Origin of the sequence: Nocardia sp. NBC_00881 (genome assembly GCF_045207455.1) — a bacterium.
GTDB lineage: Bacteria > Actinomycetota > Actinomycetes > Mycobacteriales > Mycobacteriaceae > Nocardia.
Window position 1 is genome coordinate 672,641 of the sequence record NZ_CP108798.1, and the last position, 15,874, is coordinate 688,514.

The window sequence follows — 15,874 nt, forward strand, 5'->3', positions numbered from 1 at the left end:
GCATGGGCCGGTGCCGGATCGTTCGATGGGCAGGCCGGTATGGCGTGGCCGGATATTTCACTGGTCCGGCCGTGTAGCGGACCTAGATCGGCTACGGCGTGGTGAGGGCCTGAACGACGGCGGAACCGAAGCTGATGTCGTCGGACGTGGCCAGGCGGTTGTAGGTGCCGCCGGTCTGCTGCGCCAAGCCTTGGAGGGTCTGGCTGCCGCTGCCGAGGACTATCACGTCGATCCGGACCGGGTGGGCGCGGTCGATCGCGGCGGCGATGTCGGCTGCCAGCTTGGTTCCGGAGACCGTCGAGTCGTCGTCGGGTCCATCGGTGATCAGCAGCACCGAGTTGGTGTGGCCCGGTGTGTACCCGGCGAGGGCGCTCTTGTACGCGGCGATCAGCGACGGGTAGGCCTGGTCGGACCGAATCTCACTGGGGCGCACGGAATTCAGGGCGGTGCTGATCTTTGTGCGCTGATCGGCGGTGAGCGGCGCCGTGGCGGCCTGCACCTGGTACGGGGCGGTGCCGTCGAGATTCTTGCCGAAGGTCCATACGCCGAGGCCGAAATCGGGTGGCATGACGGTCATCGTGGAGTTCAAGGCGGCAAGAACATTCGCCAACCGCGTGGTGCCGCCCTCGGCGGTGGCCATGGAGGACGATACGTCGACCAGGACCGTGGACCGCACGCCGAGAACGGGATTCGCGAGGGTGGCCCGCAGCTTGTCGAGAGCAGCACGTGGCGGGGCAGCGGCCGCGGACTGCGGTGCGGTGGTGAATCCGGCCGCAAGGAAGTTCTGCGCCTGACTCGGGGCCCGCAGGTAGTCGATGAAGCGTCCGGCGATGAGATTCTGCGTTTTGTCCACCCACGGCCCGGACATCAGCGCGGCCGGATAATCTGCCATCGGCGCGGACCCGGTGGGGCGGAACGCGGCGAGCCCAGGTCGCGCTTTTAGTTGCTGTTCAGTAGCAGCCACCGCGTGAATCGGCGCGTCCTGCGTACCCGTGAGTATGGAGAGCGCGGCCGCGGTGTCGGGTGCCGCAGGAGCGCCGGCGGCGAGCCCCGAGACCGCGGCGATGACCTGACCGGACTGAGCGGCCTCCGCGTTGAGCGGGTCGGCGCCCGACACCGCGGTGCCGACCGCGGTCGCCGCGGCGAGCGTGGCGTCATCCGAGGGCAACGCCATGCGCAGGCCGCCCCAGCCGGACAGTCCGAGCTCGCCGAGCGAACCTTGTTGCAGGCGTGGCAGATCCGCCCAGCCGAGCTGGGCCTGCTCCAGCGCGCTGCGCAGATCCTCCGGCACCGCGAGCACGATCGGACTCCCGGCTACCGACACCGGAGTGCCTTCGATCAGCCCAGGTACCCGCATCGACTCGATCGAGCGGGTCGAATCGGCGATCCACAGCGCAGGCTGCGGGCCGAGCGCCCGGTCCCACGCTGTGCCGCTGGTGAACGCGGCGACGATCGCCGAGGATGGCTGCGCTGTCACCTCGACCTGCGCGCAGTGGTCGCGTACCCGCGGCTTGGTCGCGTTGTAGCTGTCGGCGACGGCCCGCACCTGCGACGCGATGTCCGGATCAGCCGTCACAGAGAGCGTCGCCGGCCCCTCCACGCACTCGGCTGCCGCCGCGATGTCCTGATCGGCCGCCCGATCCCGCAGTTGAAACCAGCCGACGACGAATACGACGAGGAGCGCAACAGCGACCACTGCGATAACCGGACCTTTGCTGACGCCCCGGGACCTGGTTCCGCTGCGATGAGTGCCCACGAACTCAGTGTATGGTCACCCGCGGTTGCCCGGATCGGCGAGGTTCTCCCACCTGTGCCCCGGCGGACGGTGCGTATCGCATGCGATGCTCCGCCGTCGCGCCTGGCGGGGCGTGACGGCGGATCGTCACTGGCGGGTCACGCGTCCACGGTCGAACTCGTGCCCGCCCCAGACACCGGACTGTCCGGTGCGTGCGGCGAAGGCGCCGCACGCGTCTCGGATCGGGCAAACCGCACAGACTTCGCGCGCATAGTCGAAGTCCTGCGAGGGGTATGGGAACCAGGCTTCGTGGTTCGGGTCGCCGCGGCAGGCTGCTCGGTGCCACTCTCGGGAATCCGAGAGGGGGAGCAGGTCGGCCAGGGTCAACTCCGCGACGGTGGCGGTTTCGGTGTGCGTCATCGCGATCTTCTCCTTCCTCGGATCGTGGTCATGTGGCGGCGAGTTGCTTCCAGATCCGCCGTTGCTGCTTGGCGCGGTGGTTGGGCGCCTTCGGTTCCCAGAGCAGGCGCATGCCCGCCTCCGCCGGGGTGCGGTCAGCCTTGGCCGTGTTGCACGGCGCGCAGCAAGCCACCAGGTTGCTCCAAATGTTCGGACCGCCTCTAGAGCGTGGCCGGATATGGTCCACGGTGTGGGCCCAGCCCGCGCAGTAGCCGCACCGGTGATTGTCCCGGCGCAGCACACCGGCCAGCGTCGCTCGGCTCTCGTCGTGCACCCGCGCGGCGTGTTCGATGTACACATAGTGCAGCAGCCGAATCGTCTCCGGCAGAGCGAGTTCCACGCGCCGAGACCGAATCGGGAAGTGTGGTTCGCGGTCGGTGACCGTCTCCGCCGCTCCGGCGATGAGCAGCACGACTGCCCGGTCGGCACTGATCTCGTCGAGCGCCTCGTAGGAGGCGTTCAGGACCAGCACTCCGGTGTGTATCCAGTTGTCGGCGGTCAACACCACCTGATCGGTGGCACGGCGGAAGAGCATGGGAATCACCATGTTTCGTGCGATATCGAGCGAGAGAAGGGAGAGATGTGCGCCGGCGTCAGCAGACAGCCGGGAGGCGGCTGTCGTCCGGTTCGCCGTGCACTACGCACAGCTGCGTGCCGAACGCGTCGCCCGCGGTCGACAACCGCTGCATCGTGTCGGGATCCACCCGATTCGTTTTCTCCGGAATCACTGCCGCCCCTCCTCTCCACTGCTCGGCGACCAGCCTCGATCCGGTGGTCATCGTCGAATCACATGGTGACACACCACACCCGCCGTTGTCGGGTCATTTCCCGGTGGTCGGTTCACGTCCCACCCAGGTGCGTCGCAGCTGCCCGACGTGCACGGCTGCCTCCGCCCTTACCAGCGGCATCGCCGCACCGATCACCGTGTTCGGTATCGGCGGCCAAGCGTCCGCGGGGCGGGTCAGCGATACCGCCGCGTCGGGCACGAACACGTCCTCGACAACCACGGTGTGCGAGCCGCTGGCTCCAAGGCCGAGCGTGTCCCAGCAGGATCGCGCCCGCGACCTTTGTGGCGAACACCGGCGTGGCACGTCATCCATTCGACCTGTCGCGCAGCCTGCTCGCCAAGCGCCTGCGCCAGTTCGAGCGGGCCGGGCTCATGGACAAGATGAGCAGCCAATACCTGCTGAGTCTTGACCCGGGGCTTCACAGCGGGTGGGGCCGATCCGCAAGGCGCCGGGATCGCAGTCACGATCAACGCCTGCACGTGCCCTGGTGCCCTGAACTCCGACACCTCTGCGACCCGCCGAGTGCTGGACCCACTCACGACCGGCATGGCGGACCAGAATGGGCAGACGGCGTGTCGACCCAACGCATGGTGGCATCACTACCCACGGGTAACATGGTTGCGTCTTTTCCCACCCGACTTTCTCAGAAGTGAGGCAGTAGATGACAGAGCGGATTCAGGTCGGCGGGCTCCAGGTGGCCAGCGTTCTCCACGAGTTCATCGAGAACGAGGCGCTCCCCGGGACCGGCGTGGATTCCGCCGCGTTCTGGGCCGGCGCCGAGCAGATCATCAACGATCTTGCGCCGCGCAACCGCGCCCTGCTGGCCGAGCGCGACGAGATCCAGGGCAAGGTCGACGCCTGGCACGCGGAGCATCCTGGCGCGAACTACGACAAAGCTGCCTACAAGAATTTCCTGACCGACATCGGCTACCTGCGTGCCGAGCCCGCCGAATTCCAGATCGCCACGCAGAACGTGGACGACGAGATCACCACTACCGCCGGACCGCAGCTCGTGGTGCCGGTGATGAACGCCCGCTTTGCGATCAACGCCGCGAACGCGCGCTGGGGCTCGCTCTACGACGCGCTCTATGGCACCGACGCCATCTCCGAGGCGAACGGCGCGGAGAAGGGCAGCGGCTACAACAAAGTGCGCGGCGACAAGGTCATCGAGTGGGCGCGCAACTTCCTCGACGACTCGGTCACCCTGATCACCGGCTCGCACATCGGCTCGACGTCGTACAAGATCGTCGACGGCGAGCTGGAGGTCGGCTTGGAGGACGGCACCAGCGTCGGCCTCGCCGACGCCTCGCAACTGGTCGGCTACCTCGGTGATCCCGAGTCCCCGAGTTCGGTCCTGCTGAAGCACAACGGTCTGCACATCGAGATCCAGATCGACCCGGCCTCGCCGATCGGCAGCACCGACAGCGCGGGCATCAAGGACGTCGTGCTGGAGTCCGCGGTCACCACGATCATGGACTTCGAGGACTCGGTCGCCGCGGTGGACGCCGAGGACAAGGTGCTCTGTTACCACAATTGGCTCGGCCTGATGAAGGGCGACCTGGCGGAGAAGGTCAGCAAGGGCCAGAAGACCTTCACCCGCACCATGAACCCCGATCGCGTGTACACCGCGCTGGACGGGAGGGAGCTCGTGCTGCACGGCCGTTCGCTGTTGTTCGTGCGCAACGTCGGTCACCTGATGACCTCCGACGCGATCATCGACGCCGAGGGCAACGAGGTGCCCGAAGGCATCATGGATGGCCTGGTCACCTCGCTGGTCGCCAAGCACAGTCTGAACGGCGACACCGAGCTGAAGAACAGCCGGACCGGCTCGGTCTACATCGTGAAGCCGAAGATGCACGGCCCGGACGAGGTCGCGTTCACCAACGAGTTGTTCGGCCGGATCGAGGACGTGATCGGACTGGATCGCAACACGCTCAAGGTCGGAATCATGGACGAGGAGCGCCGCACCACGGTGAACCTGAAGGCCTGTATCCAGGCGGCCGCAGAGCGCGTCGTGTTCATCAATACCGGCTTCCTCGACCGCACCGGCGACGAGATCCACACGTCCATGGAGGCCGGCCCGATGGTCCGCAAGGCGGACATGAAGTCTCAACAGTGGATTCTGTCCTACGAGGATTGGAACGTCGACACCGGTCTGGCCGCGGGCCTGCCGGGTAAGGCGCAGATCGGCAAGGGCATGTGGGCCATGCCGGACCTGATGGCCGACATGCTCGCGCAGAAGATCGGCCACCCGCGTGCGGGCGCCAACACCGCGTGGGTCCCCTCGCCGACCGCTGCCACTCTGCACGCAACGCACTACCACCTGGTCGACGTGTTCCAGCGACAGCAGCAGATCGTCAAGGGCGGCCGCCGCGCCACCGTCGAGGAAATTCTGGAGATCCCGCTGGCCACCCAGCCGAACTGGACCGACGAGGAGAAGCGGCAAGAGCTGGACAACAACTCGCAATCCATCCTGGGCTACGTAGTGCGCTGGATCGATCAGGGCGTCGGCTGCTCCAAGGTGCCCGACATCAAGGATGTCGCGCTCATGGAAGACCGTGCGACCCTGCGCATTTCGAGCCAGCTAATGGCCAACTGGCTGCGCCACGGCATCGTCACCGCCGAGGAGGTGGTGGCCAGCCTGGAGCGGATGGCCCCGGTTGTGGACCGGCAGAACGCCGGCGACCGGAACTACCGGGCCATGGCGCCGGACTTCGCGGGAAGCATCGCCTTCCAGGCCGCCAAGGAACTGATCCTGGAGGGCGCCAGACAGCCCAACGGCTACACCGAACCGATCCTGCACCGCCGTCGCCGTGAGGCCAAGGCCACGTGCAAGTGAGTGATGTTCAGTGATTGAAAAGTAGCTTCTGACAGCTCTTTTCGAAATGCGGCCCCTCACCTGGAACACCAGGTGAGGGGCCTCTGTAATCACGGGAGATCAGCTTGGATACCGGCCCGTCACGCTCAAAACGGTCACAAAAACGGTCACACGCGGGAAGGCGGTCGGTGTCAGAAAGCGATGCCCTACCAGCGCCGATGACTGCCGCCATCCTTGATGAGTACGGTCGTGGCGTAACGAAAGTGCGAGATTTTGGTGGGCGGCCGATGGTGCGCGTCGCCCGGATACAGTGGATCGGCCACTGCGTCAGCGGTCCACCACCGGAATGAGGTCCGAGCGTCAACCGCTTCCGCGACCGGCACGGCCGCGCAACTCACCGATTATGTGCTTCTGGCGTGTCGTCGCGCCGACACGCTGACGAATTTTCGCGGAAGCTAATTTCTGGCAATCTTTGGGGTGCTGCCTGGTTTCGGGGCACTCTGGAGCGGCCTTGGCGGGCGGCGCGCGAAGACCGCAGCGCGCGGGTGAGGACCCGCTCGCGTGGCATGTCTCGGTGGGGGTTCAAGACGGGAGGGGGACTCGACCACTACGCACACCTACTTCACCAGCGGAAACTGCTGGTCGTAGGGCAGTAGCAGTGTCAGGGCAGCTCCGATTGACACCGCGGTTGGGCCACAACGACATCGCCCGTTCAGCCAGTGCGGTAATGGTGAGCGAGGGGTTCACGCCCAGATTCGCCGAGATGGTCGATCCGTCGACGACGTGCAGGCCGGGATAGCCGAACAGCCGGTGGTAGGGGTCGACGACGCCCGTGTCTGCGCTGTCGCCGATAGTGCAGCCGCCGATGAAGTGCCCGGTCATCGGAATGTTGAAGCCGCTGTTGCTGGTGGCCGCGGTGGGTACACCGTCGATCTTCTCGGCCAGCCCCCGCGCGACCTCGTGGCCGGCCGGGGTCAAGGCCGGATTTCGATTGTCCCTCAATCTATTTGGTGTCGTGCGTCGGCCGAACAGGCCGCGGCGGGCGTAGGCGGTGAGGGAGTTGTCCGCCGACTGCATCACCAGCAGGCCGAGTGTTTGTTCCGACCAGCGACGCGGATTGTGGATCCGGACCAGATCCCGGCGGCTCCGGCCGAGTTCACGCAGCCAGCCCAGTCCGCGCAGGCGGTCGCCGCTGACCATCAGCGTGGTCAACAGTGCTATGGCGTTGCTGCCCTTGCCGTATCGCAACGGTTCCACGTGCGTGTCCGGATCCGGGTGGACGGAGGAGGTGATCGCGATGCCCTTGGTGAACTCGTTGGATTTGTCTCGGCTGCGAACCCCAGCAGCTCCTCGGAATTGGTCCGGGACAGATACCCGAGCCGGGCGGACAGGTCGGGTAGTGAGCCCCGGTCGCGCAGCCGGTGCAGCAGCCGCTGCGTGCTCAGGTCAGCGGCGGCGAACACGATCTGCTCGGCGGTGAATCGATGCCGGCGCTTGCGTATCCGCCGGCCGGTGCGGACCGTGGTGACCTGGTAACCGCCGTCCGGCAGCGGGCGGACATCGGTCACCGTTGTCAGCGGATGCACGGTGGCGCCGGCCTGCTCGGCCAGATAGAGGTAGTTCTTCACCAATGTTCTTGGCGTTGTGCCGGCAGCCGGTCATACATTCGCCGCAGTGGGTGCAGGCGCGCCGGTCCGGCCCGGCGCCGCCGAAGAACGGGTCGGGCACATCCTCACCCGGCTGGCGCCCGGGCCCGCCGAAGAACACACCCACCAGTGTGCGCTGGTAGGTATCGGCGATTCCCATGTTCTGCGCGACCTCCGCGATGACGCGGTCCGCAGGTGTGATCGTCGGATTGACAGTGACACCCAGCGTGCGCTTCGCCTGGTCGAAATGCGCGGCCAGCTCGGCCTTCCAGTCGGCGATTTGCGCCCACTGGCCGTCGGCGAAGAAGGTATCCGGCGGCTCGTACAGGGTGTTTGCGTACACCAGGGAGCCGCCGCACACCCCGGCTCCGGCGAGCACGAAAGTGTCCTCGAGCAGCGTCATCCGCTGAATTCCTTAGTAGCCCAGCGCCGGTGCCCACAGGTAGCGCCGGATGCGCCACGAGGTCTGCGGGAACTCGTCGTCGGCGAACCGGCGGCCGGCCTCGAAAACACCGACCCGGTACCCTTTCTCGGTCAGGCTCAGCGCGCTCACGCTGCCGCCGAAGCCCGAGCCGACGACGATGACGTCGTAATCGAAGGTCATGGACACGTTGCCTTCAGGATCGCGTCCGGTCGACCGAGGTGATCCGGTAGTCGGTGGGATCGAACCGAGGGGTCTCGCGGCGGTAGGCGGTCACGGTTGTTTCCGTTGTCGGCTGTCCCGCGTGTGTCCAGCGATTTCTACCGCTGCGGGTATCAGGAGCGGGGACAACATCAGCCCGAACAGCGGCGCGAAGATCTTCAGCAACTCGAGCACGAATCAACCTCCGGTTCCAGACAAACTGGTTGGACTTCCCAAGGGGGCGAATTTTCAGGTCGGAGTAGCTAGAAGATCTTGCGTAGGATCTGCAGCGCCCGCTCGCTGTACGGGGGATAGATCAGCTGCGGATCGGGGTGGAAGGTCTTGCGCAACACCGCTTTCCGGTGGCTGGGTGCTTCGAATCCCCAGCGGCCGTGGTAGGCGCCCATGCCGCTGGCGCCGACACCGCCGAACGGCAGCTGCGGCACCAGACAGTGCATGGCGACATGGTTGATCACCGCACCGCCGGACGGGATCTCGTCCACCAGGCGCTCGCCCACCGCGGTCGTTTTCGTGAAGTAGTACGCGGCAAGCGGGTTCGGCCGGGGGTTCACGAACGAGATTGCGTCGTCGAGACTTTCGTACGACAGCACCGGCAGGATAGGTCCGAATATCTCCTGCTGCATGACCGCATCATCGGGATGCGGGTCGACGATCACGGTCGGCCGGATCGACAGCGACGCCTCGGTGGCCCGTCCGGCCCAGTACGATCGTGCCGCGCGTCTGCGCGAGATAGGTGGCCAGCCGCGCGAATTGGCGCTTGTTGACGATCCGGCGGCCGTCCGCGCTGCCCTCCCGCTCGAACTGCTCGATCGCCGCGATAATCTTGTTCACCAGCCGATCCCGGATGCGGTGATCGGCCAGCACGTAGTCCGGCGCGATGCAGGTCTGCCCCGAGTTCGCGCACTTGACCCAGGCGATGCGGCGGGCCGCGATATCCAGGTCGGCGTCGGCGGTCACGATCACCGGGCTTTTCCGCCGAGCTCCAGGGTCACCGGGGTCAGCGTCGGCGCGGCCGCGGCCATGATCTTTCGTCCGATTTGGTCGCCGCCGGTGAACAGTACGTGGTCGACACCCTGCGCCAGCAGCTCCCGAGTGACCGGGGCGTCGCCCTCGACCACGATGACCGGCTCGGAGTCCAGATATTCCGGAACCAGCCGAGCCAGCACCGCCGACGTGGCTGGCGCCAGCTCGGACGGCTTGAGCACCGCGCAGTTGCCCGCGGCCACAGCGGCCACCAGCGGTGAAAGCGTCAGGTAAACCGGGTAATTCCACGGGCCGACGACCAGGACGACGCCAAGCGGCTCGTACTGCACCCAGGCCGAACCCGGATACTGCACCAGCGGCAGCGGCTGCCGTCGCCGACGCATCCACCGGCGCAGGTGTTTCAGGGCGAACACGGCCTCACCCCTGGTGGACGAGATATCGCCGAACCAGGTTTCGGCCCGGCTGCGTCCGAGATCACTGGCCAGCGCGGCTGCGATCCGATCCTCCTGCTCATCCAGCAGCCGGATCGCGTTCCGCAGCTGCTCCTCACGCCAGGCGCGGTCTCGGGTCCGGCCGGACGCGAACGCGCGGCGAACCCGTGCCATCGCTGCGGGAATGTCGGGCAAATCAGAGACCGCTCGTGCGGTCGTCGGTGTAGACATTTCATTACCTCTGAGAAGTTCCGTCACGCCTCCGGCGACGGAATCAGACCGTGTTCGAGAAGTCGTTCCGTGCCCGCGGCCCTGCCACGAAAGTGTTTGCCGCGCAGGATGTGTCGTTGACCGGGAACGGGTCGGGTCTCCGGTAGATGGTTCGGCTACCCATACGAAGGGGACCGACGAAGATTCCGAGCCCGGCGATCACGCGTTGGGGCGTCGCGGGAGGTGGACCACCAAGTCAGCTGTCGTAGTCGACTGCGACCGTTGGGGTGGTGGGATGCGATTGACAGGTCAGGATGAAACCGGCGTCGACCTCGGCTGCGGTAAGTGCGAGGTTTTGCTCCATCGATACCGCTCCGGTGGTGATTCTGGCTTTGCACGTGCCACATGCGCCGCCGAGACAGGCATACGGCGCGTCGATGTTGTTTTTCAGCGCGGATTCGAGGACGGTGTCACCCGCGGCGAGTTCCACGGTGTGATCCGCGCCGGACAGGGTGATGGTCACTTCCGAGTTGGGGAAGCCGTCGACGTGTGTGGATCGGTTTGGGCCGCGGAACAGTTCGAGGTGTATCCGCTCGGTCGGCACTGCTTCGGATGTGAGGTCATCGCGCATTGTCGTGACGAGATCGGCTGGGCCGCACAGGTACCACCGGTCGATCGAGGTGAGGTCGTTGTCGAGCAGCCGTTGAACCATCGCCAGGTCTATTCGGCCACGAAAAGCGGCCGGGTGGTGGGCCTCGCCGGAGCGGATGTGGAATATGCCTAACCGGTCGGCATATCGAGATTCGAGCTCGTCGAGTTCGGTGGCGAACATGGTCGACTCTGCGGTTCTGTTGCCGTAGAAGAGGGTGAAGCGGCTCTCGGTCTCGATCTCCATCGTGGTGCGCATGATCGACAGGATGGGCGTGATGCCGCTTCCTGCCGCTACCGCGACATAGTCGCGCCGGGCGAGGGGATCGAGGGGTGCGCCGAAGCTGCCCGTGGGCGTCATCAGCTCCAGGACGTCACCGGCTCGCAGCGTTTCGACCGCGAAGCGCGAGAACATCCCGCCCGCGATGTGCCGTACTCCGATCGCCAGTTCTCCCGAGGTGGCCGAGGTGCAGATCGAGTAGTTTCGCCGCACCTCCCGCCCACCGATGCGGTGTCGAATCGTCAGGTTCTGGCCCGCCCGGAATCGGAATTGGTCGCTCAGATGATCGGGAACGTCGAAGGTAACTTTGACGCTGCCCGGAGTAAGAGGCTCGACGCTGTTGACGGGGATCGGGTGGGTACTGGCATGGCGTGCCGCGGAGGAACGCGGCATTCGGGCCGGGAGTAGTGCGGCGAGTTTGCCGTTGAGGCGTTTCCATTCGCGGTACTGCGCGGCGTCGAGCTGCTGCCCGAAAACGGTGCTTATCGCCGAGTCCCGCTCGAGGTAGGCGGCCTCGTTGCGTCGCCAGGCCGCGACATAGCGGTAGAAGGGGATGGAGGGGTGCAGGTGGTGGACCAGGTGGTAGTTCTGCGACAACAGCAGGGGAGTCAGGATCCACTCCGAGCCGACGCGGTTGCGGGTCGCGCGATAGCGGTTCTCGCGCTGCGTATCTTCCAGGTCGTGGTGGGGCAGCCAGTCGAACCACCACGCGAGCACGAACATCGCCACCCGCCCGGGAATCAGGCAGATCACCGCGAGCGTCCACAGCTGTCCGGTGAGCGCGGCCGCCACGATGACCGTCAGCGAGAAGGTCATCAACGTCGCCGTTTCCAGGACCTCGGCGCGTGGTCGCCGGCGCACGTTACGCACCAAGAAACTGATATACGGCAGGTCCATGGCCGGGAAGCGGACGGGCAGCTGCCACCACGGTGCGGCGCTGACGAATGGTCCTACTGAGGGTACCGTGAATAAACTCAAGCATCAGAAACGCCAATGCTTCGGTCGGGCCAAACTCGACCTGCTGCGCAAGCGTCTACTGCTCAGCCACGCCACCGCAGACCAACACCTCCCAGCGGTGTGATCACGGTTTCTGCGCCAGAACCCTTCAGGCTGGCAGGCGACAGCGTACTTGGCCATCAGATCGAACCGGGTCGGTTCTTCTGCATCGCGGCAAAGTACGCCGAAGCTTTTACCAAGAACGCGTTGTCCTACCTGCCTGCGCAGTCGCAGCAACTCGGCCCGCTCGACCGAATCCAGAGGTTTCTCCTCGTTGACCTCGGCCGCGGCGATCCTGCGCCGCTCGTCTTTGACCCAGGTACTCAACACGGTCTCGTGAATACCGAGTTCACGCGCGACCTCGGCGATCGAGCGACCGGAATCGATCACCCGATGGGCAGCCTCGACCTTGTACTCGGCCGTGAACGACCGACGCTTGCGAGGAGGCATAGTAGACATCCTTACCAGCAGAATCTTCGATCCTGCTAACTCGGTGTCCACTACCCGGGGTGAACCTCACAGACCCGCTGAGACACCACTTTGTCGAGTGTGTGCCACGAACAGAGAAAGTTGTGGGGCCGATGGCCTGCGGCGGACCCTGCAATTCTGTCAAGCTTGGATTGAAACCGTACCGAAGCAGCTCAATCCGAAGGAGGGATAGGACGATGCCTGCAATCAAATGGCTGAACACCAACTCAGCCACGAAGTTGGGCGGCACTGAGATCGTCGTGACCGGGTCGGGTTTACAGGGGGCCAGCGAGCTGTACTTCAGAGATATGAACGGCAATAGATATGACGTGGTGGACTACACGGTAGACAGCGATAGCCAGATCACTCTGGTCAGTCCTGCGACAGGGAAGAGCGGCAGGTTCGACCTCTATGTCGTCGTCGGCGGACGAGCGGCTACGACTCCGCTGGAGAACACCACGGTCTGGGATGGAGATCGCCTGGGGGCCACGGGAACGGCTGGAGGCACCATAGTGAAGGCTCAAAACCACGCCAATCGGATTATGGTGGATTGACGCCCGCTTCATGGATCGGCACCGGAAAATGCCCCTGCTATAGATCGGAAACTCTACGGCGACCCCGAGGGCCCCGGCAATCCTCTCACCGTGTGGGGGTGAGGTTCTCGGGCCGCTGAGGAGAACCACATAGGGCAAAAACCGTAGTTGCGAACCGCCTGGCACCCTGCCTGACCGCCATCGCCATTCATCTCGCAAGCCGCTGCGGCATCACCAGCAATACCGGTAGCAGCACGACGGACTTGCCACTCCGCTCGAACTGCGAGGATTTGACGCACCTCCACTTTCCCAATTTCGGGCGAACGGGTGTTCGATGCGAACCGCAACCCGCGCGACCTGCGACCTCGCCCGGACAACGGCATGTAAAGAGTCTTATAGTCCCGCACCCCAGCGTGGACCACACCGCCGCGACCAGGAAAAAAACCGATCTGTAAGCGGCTACTTATGGGATGCTTCTCCCGGACGCTTCGAAGCTTCCGTAGCTCGTCTCATTCGGAGTGGCGGATGGTGTCCTGATTCGGTGTTCGCGTGTTCACTGGTCGTGGGTTGGCGGGGTGTTCAGGTGTGTGGGTGTGGGTTGGGCGAGGAAGTTTCCGATGGCGAGGTAGTCGATGCCGGTGCGGCGGAGGGTGGTGATGGCGTCGGTGGGTGTGCAGACGATGGGTTCGCGGTCGTTGTAGGAGGTGTTGAGGACCAGTGGGATTCCGGTGATCCGGTGGAACTCGCTGATGAGCCGGTGGTAGCGGGGGTTGTGGTCGTGGTGGACTGTTTGGATGCGGCTGGTGCCGTCGACGTGGACGACGGCGGGGATCTTCTCCGGTGTCAGGGCGCGGTAGCCGATCAGCATGAAATCCGATGCTTGACATGGCAGGGGGATGTCGAACCAGTTCGCTGCTTCCTCGGCTAGCACGCTGGGGGCGAAGGGGCGGAAGTCTTCGCGTTTTTTGACGATGCGGTTGAGCCGCTCGCGCATCCCGGGCTGGCGTGGGTCAGCGAGCAGGCTGCGGTTGCCCAGGGCTCGTGGCCCGAATTCCATGCGGCCCTGGAACCATCCGACGATCTTCTGGTCGGCCAGTAGTCGCGCCACTTCGGTGGTGATGTCCTGGACCCGACGGTAGTGCAGGCATGAGTCCCGGAGTGCGGCTTCGATGTCGGTGTCGTCGTATTCGGGGCCGAGTTGCGCGTGGCGCATTCGGTCGCGTTCGGCTCGGCCCAGTATGTCGTGCCAGATGAGCAGTGCCGCACCGAGTGCGGTGCCGCCGTCGTGGGCGGCGGGCTGGATGTAGAGGTTGTCGAACAGTCCGGTCGCGGCGATGTGTGCGTTAGCGACGCAGTTGAGCGCGACCCCGCCGGCCAGGCACAGGTTACGGGTACCGAGGTGGCGGGCGGCGTGCGTGGCCAGGTGCACCATCGTGTCATCGGTGGCCGCTTGGAGGGCGGCGGTGATGTCGGCGTAGGTGCTGGTCATCTCCGAATGCGGAGTGCGGGGGCCGATCCCGAACAGTTTGGTCAGGCTGGAGTAGTCGGCGATACGGAAACGCAGCAGGTCGTTGTCGATGGCGAATCGGCCGTTGGGTAGCAGTGTGAGGATCTGCCGGAAATGATCTCGGTAGGGTTCGGGGTCGCCGTAGGCGGCCAAACCCATCACCTTGCTGGCGTCGTATTCGCTGAAGCCGAGGAACTGCGCGAGCTTCTCCCACAGGAACCCGATCGAAGCGGGGTAGGAGATCTCATCGATTGGTGACAGCCGGATGCCCTGCCCGCAAGCGAGCAGGGTGGAAGCGGTTTCACCGATGCCGTCCACGGCGAGCACGGCCGCATCGGCGAAGGGAGACGGGTAGTAGGCGGAGGCGCCGTGACACAGATGGTGGCTCAGCCAATGGAACTCGCCGCCGAAGCTCATTTCCCGCAGCTGGGCGGGCACCTGCCGGAGGTTGTCGTGGAAGACGGTCTCACCGATGTCGCTGCCCCAGTCCCCGGCGACGATACGGTCGGGAAAGTCCTTGTTGCGCAGCCGTTTGGCCGGGTCGATCGAGGACCCGATGTGATCGACCTGTGCCAGGGTGATGCCCGCGCGGTCCAGGCAGTAGGCGATGGCGTGCACGGGCAGTTCGTGCGGGTTGCTCACCAGAGCCGGTTTGGCGTGTTTGACGCGAGTGAACCGTTCTTCCTCGGCGGCGGCGAGGACTCGGCCGTCGTGTATCAGGCAGGCGGCGGATTCGTGGTATGCGTGGTTGAGGCCGAGCACATACATCGTCGGTGTCCTCGAGGGGGCGTCAGCCGATGGCCAGGATCAGGCAGCGGACACTGCCACCGGATTTCTTGAACTCGCTCATGTCGGTCTTGACGACCTGGTAACCCCACTGCGCCAGTTCGTGTCCGAGCTCGTCGGTGCAGTTGTCCATCAGCAGATGCCGACCCAGCGGAATGTTGTTGCACACGAAGTAGTTCTTCGCGTCCTGCTCGCCGCATTCGATGCGCCGTTCGAAGTTGGCACGCAGAAACGCCAGGCTCTCGTCGGTGAATGCTCCCGGGTAGTAGAGCAGGGTGCCGGCGTCGATGTAGGAGACCGCGAGCCCGAGGTGGTACATGCCCTCGTCCTGCAGGTGCAGCTCACCGCGTAGCTCGAGTTCCGGATAGACCTCGCGGACATGGTGAATGGCTTCCGGTGACGAGCGCTGACCGTAGCCGAACAGAATGTCCTCCCCGTAGTAGACGATGTCGCCCAGACCCTCGAAACAAACGTGCTCGGGGACGGTGAACACCGGCACATCGTGCTCGCGCATCCACCGGATGTAGTGCTCCACCTCGCCCTGGCGTTCGGAATGACGGAAGTTCGTCGCGAGGAACTTGCCGTTGTGCAGCATCCCGGCATCGCCGATGAACGTCATATCCGGCAGCCCCGACACCGGATCGAGAACCTCGATCTCGACTCCAAGCCCACGCAGGGTGCCGGCGGCGTGGTCCCACTGCGCCTGGGATTTGTTCTTGTCCACCCTGTTGGTGACATCCATGTACGGGTTGATCGAGTATTCGATGTCGAAGTACGTCGGTGGACACATCAGGACCTTCTTGATCACCCTGATCCTCCTAGGATCCACCAGCGGCCCGCAGCACCGCCGTCCCATCACCAGAGTCATGCTCCTACAACAAGTATCACAGCCCGACACGCGGGACGGGCACGCTTCGAAATCGGCAACCATCACCAGGAGTA

10 protein-coding genes and 3 pseudogenes are annotated in these 15,874 nt (G+C 65.0%); 2 read left to right on the forward strand and 11 right to left on the reverse strand.

The annotated features are described in order from the left end of the window. Positions 1 to 91: 91 nt before the first annotated feature. The 5 genes from OH799_RS02540 to OH799_RS02560 all read right to left on the reverse strand — a co-directional run bounded on the left by OH799_RS02540 (position 92) and on the right by OH799_RS02560 (position 3,201). Positions 92 to 1,756, reverse strand: a complete 1,665-nt coding sequence (locus tag OH799_RS02540) for a VWA domain-containing protein (protein ID WP_406275145.1) — start codon at positions 1,754 to 1,756, stop codon at positions 92 to 94. 126 nt (positions 1,757 to 1,882) lie between these two features. Then, positions 1,883 to 2,155: a WhiB family transcriptional regulator gene (locus tag OH799_RS02545; RefSeq protein ID WP_406275148.1), complete on the reverse strand. Its 273-nt coding sequence runs from the start codon at positions 2,153 to 2,155 to the stop codon at positions 1,883 to 1,885. A gap of 28 nt (positions 2,156 to 2,183) precedes the next feature. Continuing rightward, positions 2,184 to 2,729 carry an HNH endonuclease gene (locus OH799_RS02550; RefSeq protein WP_406281730.1) on the reverse strand — a complete coding sequence of 182 codons (546 nt, stop codon included), beginning with the start codon at positions 2,727 to 2,729 and terminating at the stop codon, positions 2,184 to 2,186. A 58-nt stretch (positions 2,730 to 2,787) separates the two neighbouring features. Beyond that, the gene (locus tag OH799_RS02555) at positions 2,788 to 2,973 is read right to left on the reverse strand and encodes a hypothetical protein (RefSeq protein ID WP_406275151.1); all 186 of its coding nucleotides are present in this window, start codon (positions 2,971 to 2,973) and stop codon (positions 2,788 to 2,790) included. Between the two features lie 42 nt (positions 2,974 to 3,015). Continuing rightward, positions 3,016 to 3,201, reverse strand: a complete 186-nt coding sequence (locus OH799_RS02560) for a hypothetical protein (RefSeq protein ID WP_406275154.1) — start codon at positions 3,199 to 3,201, stop codon at positions 3,016 to 3,018. A 442-nt stretch (positions 3,202 to 3,643) separates the two neighbouring features. On the opposite strand from OH799_RS02560, the gene OH799_RS02565 reads away from it, so the two are divergent. Next, complete coding sequence (locus OH799_RS02565) at positions 3,644 to 5,821, forward strand: malate synthase G (protein ID WP_406275157.1); 2,178 nt, start codon at positions 3,644 to 3,646, stop codon at positions 5,819 to 5,821. A gap of 561 nt (positions 5,822 to 6,382) precedes the next feature. On the opposite strand, the pseudogene OH799_RS02570 reads toward OH799_RS02565, so the two are convergent. The 4 genes and pseudogenes from OH799_RS02570 to OH799_RS02585 form a co-directional block, all read right to left on the reverse strand. Next, a pseudogene (locus OH799_RS02570) lies at positions 6,383 to 8,050 on the reverse strand (GMC oxidoreductase). 281 nt (positions 8,051 to 8,331) lie between these two features. Further along, positions 8,332 to 9,735, reverse strand: a pseudogene (locus tag OH799_RS02575) (aldehyde dehydrogenase family protein). A gap of 235 nt (positions 9,736 to 9,970) precedes the next feature. Beyond that, complete coding sequence (locus OH799_RS02580) at positions 9,971 to 11,620, reverse strand: fatty acid desaturase (RefSeq protein ID WP_406275160.1); 1,650 nt, start codon at positions 11,618 to 11,620, stop codon at positions 9,971 to 9,973. A 246-nt stretch (positions 11,621 to 11,866) separates the two neighbouring features. Then, positions 11,867 to 12,097: pseudogene (locus OH799_RS02585) on the reverse strand (transposase); the annotation flags it as partial. A gap of 206 nt (positions 12,098 to 12,303) precedes the next feature. Between OH799_RS02585 and OH799_RS02590 the strand changes: the two are divergent. After that, positions 12,304 to 12,660, forward strand: coding sequence for a hypothetical protein (locus OH799_RS02590; protein WP_406275163.1), 357 nt, complete (start codon positions 12,304 to 12,306; stop codon positions 12,658 to 12,660). Between the two features lie 532 nt (positions 12,661 to 13,192). Here OH799_RS02590 and OH799_RS02595 read toward each other — a convergent pair. Together OH799_RS02595 and OH799_RS02600 are read right to left on the reverse strand one after the other, a co-directional pair. Then, positions 13,193 to 14,914, reverse strand: coding sequence for a carbamoyltransferase (locus OH799_RS02595; protein WP_406275166.1), 1,722 nt, complete (start codon positions 14,912 to 14,914; stop codon positions 13,193 to 13,195). A 22-nt stretch (positions 14,915 to 14,936) separates the two neighbouring features. Then, on the reverse strand, positions 14,937 to 15,740 hold the full coding sequence (locus tag OH799_RS02600; protein ID WP_406275169.1) for a dimethylarginine dimethylaminohydrolase family protein: 804 nt from the start codon (positions 15,738 to 15,740) through the stop codon (positions 14,937 to 14,939). Positions 15,741 to 15,874: the final 134 nt, after the last annotated feature.